At 28.8% G+C, this 12,068-nt stretch carries 12 protein-coding genes; 10 read left to right on the forward strand and 2 right to left on the reverse strand.

Going from position 1 to position 12,068, the window contains the following annotated elements:
- Positions 1-60: 60 nt before the first annotated feature.
- Positions 61-738, reverse strand: coding sequence for a uracil-DNA glycosylase (locus ACZ5N4_RS09800; RefSeq protein WP_464209445.1), 678 nt, complete (start codon positions 736-738; stop codon positions 61-63).
- A 228-nt stretch (positions 739-966) separates the two neighbouring features.
- The gene (locus tag ACZ5N4_RS09805) at positions 967-1,629 is read right to left on the reverse strand and encodes a cysteine hydrolase family protein (RefSeq protein ID WP_464209447.1); all 663 of its coding nucleotides are present in this window, start codon (positions 1,627-1,629) and stop codon (positions 967-969) included.
- 239 nt (positions 1,630-1,868) lie between these two features.
- Here ACZ5N4_RS09805 and ACZ5N4_RS09810 point away from each other — a divergent pair, with 239 nt between their 5' ends.
- From ACZ5N4_RS09810 to ACZ5N4_RS09855, 10 genes are all read left to right on the forward strand, one after another.
- Positions 1,869-2,519 carry a hypothetical protein gene (locus ACZ5N4_RS09810; RefSeq protein WP_464209449.1) on the forward strand — a complete coding sequence of 217 codons (651 nt, stop codon included), beginning with the start codon at positions 1,869-1,871 and terminating at the stop codon, positions 2,517-2,519.
- Between the two features lie 369 nt (positions 2,520-2,888).
- The gene (locus ACZ5N4_RS09815) at positions 2,889-3,020 is read left to right on the forward strand and encodes a hypothetical protein (protein ID WP_464209451.1); all 132 of its coding nucleotides are present in this window, start codon (positions 2,889-2,891) and stop codon (positions 3,018-3,020) included.
- 229 nt (positions 3,021-3,249) lie between these two features.
- Positions 3,250-5,181, forward strand: a complete 1,932-nt coding sequence (locus ACZ5N4_RS09820) for an ABC transporter ATP-binding protein/permease (protein ID WP_464209453.1) — start codon at positions 3,250-3,252, stop codon at positions 5,179-5,181.
- Positions 5,182-5,224: 43 nt separating this feature from the next.
- Positions 5,225-6,718: a hypothetical protein gene (locus tag ACZ5N4_RS09825; RefSeq protein WP_464209455.1), complete on the forward strand. Its 1,494-nt coding sequence runs from the start codon at positions 5,225-5,227 to the stop codon at positions 6,716-6,718.
- Positions 6,719-6,730: 12 nt separating this feature from the next.
- Complete coding sequence (locus tag ACZ5N4_RS09830; RefSeq protein ID WP_464209457.1) at positions 6,731-7,408, forward strand: response regulator transcription factor; 678 nt, start codon at positions 6,731-6,733, stop codon at positions 7,406-7,408.
- On the forward strand, positions 7,408-9,120 hold the full coding sequence (locus ACZ5N4_RS09835; protein ID WP_464209459.1) for a HAMP domain-containing sensor histidine kinase: 1,713 nt from the start codon (positions 7,408-7,410) through the stop codon (positions 9,118-9,120). The genes ACZ5N4_RS09830 and ACZ5N4_RS09835 overlap by 1 nt, the downstream gene beginning before the upstream one ends.
- Positions 9,121-9,246: 126 nt before the next feature.
- Positions 9,247-9,378, forward strand: a complete 132-nt coding sequence (locus ACZ5N4_RS09840) for a hypothetical protein (protein ID WP_281396112.1) — start codon at positions 9,247-9,249, stop codon at positions 9,376-9,378.
- 233 nt (positions 9,379-9,611) lie between these two features.
- Complete coding sequence (locus ACZ5N4_RS09845) at positions 9,612-10,151, forward strand: AAA family ATPase (protein WP_464209463.1); 540 nt, start codon at positions 9,612-9,614, stop codon at positions 10,149-10,151.
- A gap of 27 nt (positions 10,152-10,178) precedes the next feature.
- The gene (locus tag ACZ5N4_RS09850) at positions 10,179-10,355 is read left to right on the forward strand and encodes a hypothetical protein (RefSeq protein ID WP_464209465.1); all 177 of its coding nucleotides are present in this window, start codon (positions 10,179-10,181) and stop codon (positions 10,353-10,355) included.
- A gap of 342 nt (positions 10,356-10,697) precedes the next feature.
- The gene (locus ACZ5N4_RS09855; protein WP_464209467.1) at positions 10,698-11,942 is read left to right on the forward strand and encodes a chloride channel protein; all 1,245 of its coding nucleotides are present in this window, start codon (positions 10,698-10,700) and stop codon (positions 11,940-11,942) included.
- Positions 11,943-12,068 lie beyond the last annotated feature (126 nt).

A 12,068-nucleotide genomic window follows, 5' to 3' on the forward strand; every position in this document is an offset into this window, starting at 1 on the left:
TTAAATAATATAATTATTAAAAAAGTGATGATAGCGAGATCATCACTTTTTTTGTGAAATTTATATGTTTGGGATTTGCCAATCAATAGGAGCTTCACCAATAGACTCTAAAAAGTTATTAGTTTTTGAGAAGGGTTTACTTCCGAAAAAACCTCTATGTGCAGAAAGTGGACTTGGATGTGGAGATTTTATTATGTAATGAATTTTATTTGTTACAAGTTTTTCCTTTGAAATAGCATTACTTCCCCATAAAATAAAGACCATAGGCTTTTCCCTTTTATTTAATATAGAAATAATTGCATCAGTGAATATTTCCCAACCTTTGTTTCTATGAGAATTTGCTTCTCTTGCTCTTACTGTAAGGGCTGTATTAAGAAGCAGCACACCCTGATCGGCCCATTTTTTTAAATATCCATTGTTTGGAATGAAGCAGCCAAGGTCATCTTTTAATTCTTTATAAATATTAACTAAAGAAGGAGGCGCAGGTACTCCAGGCTTTACAGAGAAGCTAAGTCCATGTGCTTGATTAGGACCATGATAAGGGTCTTGACCTAGGATAACTACTTTTACATCCTTATATGCAGTATAATTCAAGGCATTAAATATATCATATTTGTCTGGATATATAGCTCTAGAGCTATATTCATGTATTAAGAAAGCTCTCAATTCTCTATAATATTCCATTTGAAATTGATTTTCTAATAATCCCATCCAATCATTTTTTATGTTAACAGCCACAGTTATCACTCTCCAATTCTAAAATTTGTGTATGTAAGGTTCTAAATAATAATATCATAATTATGCCAAAAATATAAAGACATTGGCTATTAATTAAATTATTATCTTCATGTAATGTGAGGGTTGAATAGAAAAGAACGACATTCTTTAATTAGGATGTCGTTCTTTTATTATAATACTATCAAAATAAAGAAAAGAAATATTCAATGATTTTTAGTGGTAGATATTTTAAAAGCTAATTAAATTGGCCTTCGTTAGGGTTGCACGATTTCTAGTTCCAGGGCTGTTAACCATATGCCATGCTGTGTATTGCTCGGCATAAGGATTAACTGCAGACATGCCGTCAACAGGAACAATAACATTGTAATCACGAAAAGCAGCAGCAGTAGCTGTATGAAGAACTGCACCATTGGCTGCATAACCAGTAACTATGACAGTTTTAATACCTTTTTTCTGCAATATTTTTTCTAAATTTGTTTTATAGAATTTATCTACATTTGATTTAACAATAGGATCGCCACGCAAAGGACTTAGCTGCCTAAAGATATCTGAGGAATCTCCTGTAGGAATAAGACTATAGACAACTAGCATGTTATTTTTGCGGGCTTTGGTCAATAAGCTATTGATATTAGGGATAGAGCCTATACAACGAGGGTTTTTACATATAGAAGATTCCATATCTAATATCAGCAGTGCGGTGGTTTTGGGATCAACTGTTACCGGCTTTAGTTCAGGGGCTGGAGGAATGGGGACGGTATTCCATTCGTCAATGATTGTTTGATCTGCTGCACCAGCTCGTATGTTCAAAGAAGAGTAGTCCCCACCATAATTAGGATTATCATCACTGAAGTATTCAAAGGATTTACCATATATAGGGCAAAAATATTTCACATTAATCCTCCTAAGATTCTTTATATCGTTATATATTATGTAATTAATTAAGGAAAGGTGACTTAAAATAGATAAGTTACAATATTAAAATAGTATAAAGGATACTATAGTCACTTAAAGAAATGCATAGTTAGACAACTTGAATAATAATATAGTTATAGTGGTTAAGTAATTAATAGGCTTAAAGTTTTAGCAGCTGAATTTACCAATGGAGCAATTTAGATTAAAAAGGAGGTCTTATGAGTAAGAAGGAAGAAATAATTAAATTATTTAATAGTGGTGTCCAAGATAAAGAAATTGCAGATAGGATAGAGACTAGCTTAAAATATGTTAGAAAAGTGCTAAAAGATAAAAGAAAACCACCTATAAGTGACGAAGCAAATAGGGAAAATAATCACAAATCAGAAATAGATTGTATTAATGCAGAGATAAATGAGTTGAAGTTTAAAATAGAAGAACAAGAAAGAATAATTAAGTATATATTTAATGATAAAGAGGGAAAAGCTACTGATAAAGAGGAAGATATTATAGTGAGAATAGAGGAAGTTGAAAGCTTTATTAAAAATATTAAGAAGAATTATAGGTATATAAAAGATTTTAAAGTTAGGTTTACTATAGATTGGGATAACTCTTTTCATGAAAAAGATGAAAATACCATAGATGATAAGCCGTCCTTCAATCCAATTGCTTTTTATAGGAAAGAAGGAGAAAAAAAGTTAAAAGATAAACTTAGTTATCTATCAAATGAAGAATTGATACAAATAATAAAGGAGTATGTCTCAGATCATAAAGGTGATGCTTGCAAGTGGAAAAATAAAGATAAATTAGTGCAGTACATTTTAGAAAGAGTTAAAAATTTCGTAGAGAGTGGTAAGGTGCTTTATACTTAGAAAAAAGTCATTGATTAATAATATAGAGTTACCAGGCCGAAAATTGACTTATACGCCGGTATATGTTTCCAAGCTTCAGCACGTTAAAAACTTTTAGCCAGTCTAAAGCTTGTGTTTCAAGACAACCTAAGAACTTTCGAGAACTCGCTGTGCTCAAACAACTCTAAAGTTCTAAGGTTCTCTTAAAACCCTTCACTAAGACTGGCACAAAGTTTTTAAATCTACTTCAGCTTTGGAAACATATCCCTCTGTATAAGTCAATTTTCTAGTTTGTTTCTCTGCATTAGGTAATGAATTAAAAGTTATAATAAGTTGGCAGGGCTTTGAATATTATATTAATGATTATCAATTTCCTCAGAAGGTGTTTTTATGGAAGCAAAGATATTTATGTCGGTAGCACAGTTAGTTAAGTACATTTTAGTCGTTTTTTTACTTGGAATAATATCTGGCGGCGTAATAGGAGGATTACTGGTTTTAAAGTTTAAAAAGCGTTTGAGATAGAATGATAAGTATAAAATTTAAAAAAGGTTACAGAAACTATAAGAGCTGTAAGTAGATTTTTAATCATTAATCTGCTTACAGTTATTTTTTTATGAAATACATCTAATTGATATTCATCATCCTTCTAGGGCTAATAGAGATAGAATATATACACAAAAAAGACACAACTTCTAAATAAAAAGTAAAAAGGAATATTATATTATCTAAATTGAGAAAGGAAGTGGGTTATGTGATAAAAATAGAAAAACTTAAAAAAATATATAATCCTGAAAAAGAGAAACCTTTAATAGCCTTACAAGATATTGATTTAGAATTTAATAGAGGAGAATTTGTATGTATATTAGGTAAATCAGGTTCAGGGAAATCAACGCTGCTTAATATATTAGCTGGGCTAGACAAGCCAACGGAAGGAACTGTTCTAATAGATGAAAAGGACATTTTTCAATTTAATGATTTAGAAATGGCAAACTGCAGAAAAGACAAAATAGGCTTTGTATTTCAAGATTTTCAGCTAATAGATCATTTAACAGTACTTGAAAATGTAGAGCTAGGTCTTTCTATGGATTCTATAAATAAAAAAGAAAAGAAAAGAAGGTCTATAGAGGTATTAAAAAGAGTTGAATTGGAAGAGCACCTCAATCATAAACCAGGGGAATTATCTGGGGGGCAGAAGCAGAGAGTTTCTATAGCTAGAGCTTTGGTGAAAGAGCCTGAAATAATAATAGCAGATGAACCTACTGGAGCGTTGGATACTAATACATCTGAAAGCATAATGGAATTATTAAAAGACATTTCAGATATGGGTAAATTAGTAATAGTAGTAACTCATGATTATGAGTTTAAGGAAAAAGCAACTAGGATAGTAGAATTAAAAGATGGAGTTATAATAGAGGATACAAAAAAAGAGAGCTTAAATAAGAACTTTTCAGAAGATTTAGCAGAAGAAAAGAAGAGAAGTTTTGATTTAAATGCAGCTTTTAAGCTATCTTTAAAAAGATTGGTTGAGAAAAAATGGAGATATTTTTTAGTGTCTATAAGTATGATTATAGGTATTTGTTCTTTATCTATAGCCTTTGGAATAAGTAATGGAATAAATTCTTATATAGATTACGCAAATAAGAAAATAGTAGATAATAAGAAATTAACATTTGTAAAAAAAGATGCTATAAATTCAGAAGATTATTTTTCCATAAAGAAAAATCAAGCTGTGAATTTTTTTCAAGATGAGTATATATTAAATGCAAAAACAAAATTAGAAGATGAAGAAGAACTAGAGTTTAATGTAAAACCATTAATTAAAAGTGAATACAAAGATACATATACAAGACCAGAAATCTTAGAAGGTGAAATGCCTCAGGATAATAAGAAGGAAATAGCACTTTCTTATAATATAGCAAACAAGATAGCCAAAAATGGAAATATAAAAGAGCTTATAGGTAAAGAAATAGACATGAAGCTTCTGGCAAAAGACGAACTAAATAACTATCCCTCAAGATGGGATGATCAGAAGCTTAGAGTAACAGGAATAACAGAAAAGACACTAATAGGTGATGACTATGCGTATATTCCATATGAAACACACAAGGACATTGTGAGAAGATCGAGATTTCTAGGAAAAGACGAAGATATACCAACAAATAATATAAGTGTATATTTAAAAGATAAAAATCAGATTGACAGTGTATATAATGAATTTAACAAAAATTATGAAATAATAAGACCATCAGATGTGCTAAAGGATTTAACGAAGATATTTAGAAATTTCAACCTTATAGTTCTAGGAGCAGCAGTATTGATATTACTTATATCAGCACTTATGATAGGAATAATATTATTCATAAGTGTACTGGAAAGACAGAGGGAAATTGGACTTTTCATTTCAATTGGAGGCACTAAAAGTGATATAAAGAAGATATTTATAACAGAAGGAATATTGCTTGGAACAATGGCTTCAACTATGGGGGTACTAATGTCGGCAGTGTTGACCTTTGTAATAAATCCAATTGCTTCTAAGTATATGAATTATGGAATATATCAGCCTAATTTCATAACTCTTATGTCCTCATTATGCATTGGTATTGTAGTAAGCTTAGTGTCAAGTACAGTTCCAGCAGCAAAGGCCTCAAAATTATCGCCTATAGAGCTTTTAAGAAGAAATTAGTCTATATAAATATTAAGTTTAAAGAATATGGAGGAATTAACTTATGAATAAAAAATTATTAGCATGTACATTAGCTTTAGTTTTAAGCTTAAGCATGGCAGCTTGTGGGAAAAAATCAGATAATAAAGATCAATTAGCTCAAAAAGAAGTAACACAACAAAAGAATCAGACAAATGAGTTAACGAAAGAAGAAGTTAACAAAGTATTACCTGAATTATCCAAAAAAGTCAAAACTCTTCTAGTTGATAATTCTAATAAAATAGATGAAAAATTTAATATGAAGGATACACAAATATTATTAATGAGTAATATAAGCAAAACAGCTTATTTGATAAATAGTCAAAATGAAAAATACGGTAAGAAAGATGAAATAGTGGAATATTCTACAGATACTTTTAAAGATAAAAGTCTTCTTACAGTACCATATGTGTTAACTGAATTTAATGGCAAACAAACTTATGCATTTAATGTTGATTTTTTTGCTAAAGCAGTAAAAGATAAGCAGCAGTTAGAAACTGGACTTATAAAACCAATAATACATGAAGCTGTACATTTAGTATTGCAAAAAAGCTTAGAAAATGGACAAGTAACTACAGCAGAAAAGGCTATAGCAGGAGATAGAACTCAAAATTATCCTGTACTTTATGACGCAAGAACATATAGAAATCAAACTTTAGACTATTATAAAAAAGCTTTACAAAGTGAAAAAGAAGAAGATAAAATAAAATATATAAAAATGGGAAACTACTTTTATAAAAAATATCTAGATATGAATAATGAAAATAAAAATGAAACAGCTTATGACAAAATAGAAGGACAAGCTAGATATTTAGAATATAGAGCACTTGCAGTATTAAACAATTTAGATAAGGATGAAAACACTATTAAAACAGAAACTAAAAAAGCACTTTTGAATGACAATGCTGTAATGGATGAAAATATAACGACAAAAATGAGCAAAAATGGAGAATATTATGTAATAGGTTCTTTAGCTTATGCCAATATTTATGATATAGGAGAGGAAAAAGAACTAAACTATAGTAATCCATTAGAATATCTATTAAATAAATATGGATATACAGAAAATGAAGGAAATAAAGAAATAAGTAATAAGGTTAAAAGCTACTATGATGAAGTAAATAATAATTTGAAAAACACTATAGATGGAATAGATAGTAAGTTGAATGATGATAAATATATTAAAATTAAAATACCAGTATTACGAAAGTATAAGGAAAATTCATCAGTAAGATTTGAAGGAGAATCCATTAAATATAATTATAATAATGAAAGTGCAACAATTGATACTATATCTAAAGAAATAAGAATTGGAGATAATAGAATAAAGTTAAAGTCAGCTACTGTGTTAACAACAAAGGGGAACACAAATGATGGAATAATGTCCTATCAGTATGTTTTTATTCCTAAAGAAAATGTAGAAATAAATAAGGATAAATTAACTGTACAAACTAAAGAAGTGCAAATTTATGATGCTAAATTTACAATGGAGAATGGCGTATATAAATTAGTAGAATAGTAAGGTGATTAAATGTATAAAGTTCTAATAATCGAAGATGATGTAAGAATAGGGAACTTAATTAAAGATTATTTTTGTAGAGAGGAATTTCAGGTGACATTAGAAGATGATGGAATTGAAGGCTATGCTGCCTTCAATTCTACTCATTTTGATTTAATTATCTTAGATGTAATGCTTCCTAGTTTAGATGGATTTTCTATTGCCAAACGAATTAGAAAAAAATCGAAGGTACCTATAATAATGGTTACAGCCAGATGTGATGATAAAGATCAGTTAATGGGATATGAATTTAAAGTAGATGATTATGTTACCAAGCCCTTCAATCCTGAAATTTTAATTGCTAAGGCTAAAAATCTTCTTGAGAGACTGGAATCTTATAAAGAAAAAGATAATGAAGAGATATTTGAAATATGTGATTTAAAAGTAGATTTTCTTAAGAGAAAAGTATTTATTGAAGAGGAAGAGACTATTCTTGAGCCTAAGCAGTTTGATATTTTAAAGTACTTAATAATCAATAAAAGTAAAGTGATTTCAAGAGAAGAATTATTAGATAAAATATGGGGATATGATTATTTTGGCAGCGATAGAGTTGTGGATACTCAGATCAGAAAACTAAGAAAAAATTTAGGGCATAAAGCATACCTTATAAAAACAGTTTTTTCCGTAGGATATTCTTTTGAGGAGGAATAATGAAAAGGCTAAAAATAAGAGATAAATTAATAATAATCAATATAATTATATTTCTATTTATATTTTTAAGTCAATTTGTTTTTCAAAATATATTTTTTAATAGTTATTACAATTACTATAAAGAAACTAAATTAAAAAATAGTATTAAAGGATTTGAAGAGTTACTTTATGATGATAAGCTTTCTAATGAATATATAAATAAGACTTTAGATGAGAATGAAATAGTAATATCTTATTTAGATAAAGATTTGAAGGCAATAAAAGGAGATTTAACAGATGGAACTAATCTGAGTATAAAAACTAAGGATAATAAGGTTATAAATCTGTCAGCTGGATTTATTCCATTAAGAGGTGACGTTTTAAGCGTAGGAAATTTTGTAGAAATAGATTCCTTTAAATTTAAAAATGATAATAAAATCTATATAAAAGAAATAAAAATTAAAAAAAATGATAAGGATGATAATCCAAAAGGAATCATATTACGATCCAATATTCCTTCAGAAGAAAAAGAAAATATAGATCAAAATATAAGGTTTGAAGGAGAAGTGGTTTCTTTTAGTAATGTTAGTGAAAAAGTTTTTAATCTTAAACAAGGAATTATGATGTATGTATCTTCCTCTAATAAAGAGAAATTTAAAGAAGGTAAAAGTACTTTCACTAATATTAATCAAAAATATTTAATATATGTAAAAAAAGTAAATAATAATTATATTTTAGCTGCCACATCTATGGAAGATTCTAAAGAAATAATTGGAATTTTAAATAATTTTAATGTATATATAATACCTCTTACTTTAATTTTAGTAATTTCAATAGTATATATATATTCTAGGCAAATAACGAAGCCGCTGCTTCAAATGAGGAAAGCAGCAAAATCAATAGCAAACCAAGATTTTGATAAAGAGTTAAGTATAAATTCAAAAGATGAGTTACAGGATTTGGCAGAATCTTTAAATTATATTTCTTCAAATTTAAAAAGTAATATAAGTGAGCTGAAAGAAGCAAATAAAAAGCTTAAAGAAGAGTATGAAGAGAGATTGGAGATAGAAAAAAATCAGAACTTTTTATTAATAAATATATCACATGATTTAAAGACACCTCTTACAATAATTAAAGGATATTTAAAAGCTATAAAAGATGGTATATATAGTAAAAATGAATATATAGATTATACAATAGAGGGCGTAGATGAAATAAGTAAAACATTAAATGAAATGTTAGAGATAACTAAGCTGAAATCAAAATCCTATTCTCTAGATATAGAAATGATTGATTTTACAAGATTAGTATATAAAACATATGATAAGTTAAAATATCTTGCTAAGGAGAAACAGCAATCAGTAAGATTTAATTTAGCAGATGATGCCTTTGTAAATATTGATGAAAAGGAAATGAAAAAGGTACTAGAGAATCTTATAACAAATGCTATAAAATATTCGCCAAATAAAATGAATATAAATATAGACTTAATTGAAGAACAGGATAAATATGTTTTTAGCATAGAAAATGAAGGGGTTCATATACCAGAAGAGGATATAAAGAATATTTTTAAAGAGTTTTATAGAGTTGATAAATCAAGAAATAAAAAAACTGGCGGAAATGGTTTAGGATTGGTAATAGTAAAAGTCATATTAGAAGCGCATGATATCCAGTATAATATAAAGAATAATGAAAAAGGTGTAAAGTTTACAATGTATTTATCTAAAAATTAAACATTATTGAACTTTGTGGTAAAGTAAAATTTTATTTGTAAACAACTATGTATAACAATGTATTAATAAGTTGGCAGGGTTTTGAATATTATATTAGTGGTTATCAATTTCCTCAGAAGGTGTTTTATGGAAGCAAAGATATTTATGTCAGTATCACAGTTAGTTAAGTATCTTTTAGGTGTTTTTTTACTTGGAATAATATCTGGCGGCGTAATAGGAGGATTACTGGTTTTAAAGTTTAAAAAGCGTTTGAGATAAAATTTTATGTGCAAGGCTACAAAGACTATTTTAAGGTAATATTACTAGCCAGTGAAAAACTAAGGAAGAAGTTAATACTACAAAGTATTATAAAAAGCTAGGGAATTACATTCATGTTGTAATGTTTAAGATATACAAATTTTTGTATATCTTATTTGCATTATATGGATGTATAATAAGAAAGAGTGAAAAACGATATTAATTTTTAAAAAGGAGGGAACAAGAGCATTAATATGAAAATACAAGTTATAGGTGCCTCAGGCACAGGGAAAAGTACATTATGCAAATATATAAGTGAAAAAACTGGTGTTTACTGGATTGATACAGACAAATATTTATGGAAAGACAAAGCTTTTACTGAAAATCATCCAGTTGAAGAACGTTTTAAGATGTATAACGACGATATTGCCAATCATCAAGATTATATTGTTTCAGGTTCTGTGCATTCTTGGAACCCTGAAGGATTCAATGATAGGAAGTTGCTGGTGCTGCTGATACTTGATGAGGAGATTCGCATGAAGAGAATTTATAACAGAGAGTTTGCAAGATTCGGAGAAAGGATGCTTCCGGGTGGAGATCACTATCACTTGACCTGTGAGTTTCTTGACTGGTGTAGAACTTATTTGACTGCGGATGAAAATGCGGTTAATTCATTAGCAAGCCATATGCTTCGTTTGAGGGAAGCATCTTGTAAAACATTAGTTTTAGACGGAAATCAGCCAGTATATGCACTTTATGCACAGATCCTAAATGCGTATTGGCAGGTTGGATGAATAACAGTATAAAACGAAAGAAGTGCTATGGAAAAGATAAATGAACAAAACAATTTGTATGATCAGTTTCTAAAATATTCATATAAAGATTTAAAAGAATTATTTAAAAAAGCAAAAACAAAAGAAGAACAAGATTTTTATATTGCTTTATCTGATATAGTGCTGCAAAAGGAACAAGAAAGAGTAATAGGTAAAGAAATATGATTCCTAAATGGAGTAGGAATATTTTAAGATAAGACTAGCTTAGTATATTGATATTAAGCTAGTTTTTTAATATTCAAAATTAAGATGACAGGAGGCGATAGAATTATATACATATATAACAAGAAAACAACAAAAGGCAATTAATCACATGATGTACTATTATGCAAAGGAAGCTATGAATATACTATAAGAATTAATAGCAAACTTAAAGGAGAAAGGTTGCATCCCTTTAAAATTTAGTTTAATATTTTCATATATATCGCAGTACAAAATTATATTTAGTTAGTTAAATATGTTTAAGCATTCATAATCGAAACATGAGAAGGAGGATATGTACATAAGATGAAATCTTTAAGCTTAGCTATTTTAATGCTGTATAGCATAATTATAGGAGGAATTGTAGGGCTTTTGACATGGGGCTTTTTAGGCATTGTTTCTTTGACAACTCATTTTTTATGGGTTAGCTTGCCAGAGTCACTTAATGTTCAGAACTGGACTATATTACTATGTCTAGTTGGAGGCCTTTTGGTAGGTCTATGTCAAAAGTATTTTGGTAATTACCCACGTAATATGGAGGCTGTATTAGCGGAATTCAAGGAAACTAAAAGAGTTGATTATAGGTCATTATATAAGAGTACAATAGCTGCACTTTGTGTTCTTTCCTTTGGAGCTAGTCTTGGTCCTGAGGCGGCGTTAGTTGGACTGATAGGAGGCCTTTCTACATGGGCAGGAGACGCTATTAAATCTATAATTAAGAAAAAAGAAGTTTTAAATGAATATGGAGATATATTAATAGAATATAGTATTGAGGCTACAATTGGCATGATTTTTAGAACACCACTATTTGGTGTTACTACATTCTTTGAAGATAAAAAAGATTCAAGACTTATAAAGATGATAAAATCACTTGTATATTTGATAACTACTTTTGCGGGCTTTGGTGTATTTATATTTTTATCAAAAATAGATAATAGAAGATTTTCTTTGGCTGACTTTGGTCCAGCAGCAATAGGTAGAAATGAAATTATAGCTATAATACCACTTATACTCATAGGGGTATTGTTTGCAATGTTATATGAATTTTTTGGAGATATTCTTCATAAGATATTTAAACCACTTGAAAATTATAAAATAATAAAAGCTGTTATTGGTGGATTAGTATTAGGATTAATAGGAACTATTCTCCCTATTACTTTATTCTCAGGTGAGCATCAGCTTACAGAATTAGCAGTAGAATGGACAAATATGTCTATTTATTTATTATTGATAACAGCTGTTGTAAAGTTATTCATAACAGAATTTTGTTTGGCAACTGGTTGGCGTGGAGGACATATATTTCCTATTATTTTTGCAGGAGTAAGTATAGGATTTGGAATTGCATCCTTATTTTCAATAGATCCAGTAACATCCATTACAATTTTAACTACTTCACTAACAAGTGCAGTACTTAAAAAGCCAATAGCAGTTGTGTTTATTTTAATCCTTCTGTTCCCAATAAAGTTAATTATACCAATGGTATTAGCAGCATATATTCCAATATACATATTAAAGTATAAAGATAACTTTACACGAGTATCACCAACCTAAGTTTCAAGCTTCTTCAGAAAATTACCCGGGAGATGCTAACAAATTGTGAGTACAATTGATCATAATATAGGCAGCGGATTTAAGGAAGCTAATTTTCATATTAGCTTCCTTAACTTATTTACTTAA

Source organism: Clostridium nitrophenolicum, assembly GCF_055391695.1.